Below are 247 nucleotides of genomic sequence, written 5' to 3' on the forward strand. Positions count from 1 at the left end.
ACATCATCATTTGCGCCACCTTCTGATCCAGCAGCACCCTCAGCACCTTGCTGAGCTTGTGCTTGCTGTGCAGCTTGCTCGTAAAGCTTCGTTGAAAGCTGTTGAACAATTTCTTGTAGCTCATCTTTAGCTGTACGAATTGCTTCAATATCAGTACCTTCAAGTGCTGACTTCACTTTATCTTTTGCTTCTTCAGCTTTTGATTTATCAGCTTCATCAACATTTTCACCTAGGTCTTTTAACGTCT

Annotated in this window: 1 pseudogene; it reads right to left on the reverse strand. The window is 42.1% G+C overall.

The features are described from left to right. A pseudogene (locus AOA60_RS29395) lies at positions 1-247 on the reverse strand (hypothetical protein); the annotation flags it as partial.

The sequence above is a fragment of the Pseudomonas sp. 2822-17 genome (assembly GCF_002742485.1).
Lineage (GTDB): Bacteria > Pseudomonadota > Gammaproteobacteria > Pseudomonadales > Pseudomonadaceae > Aquipseudomonas > Aquipseudomonas cyclaminis.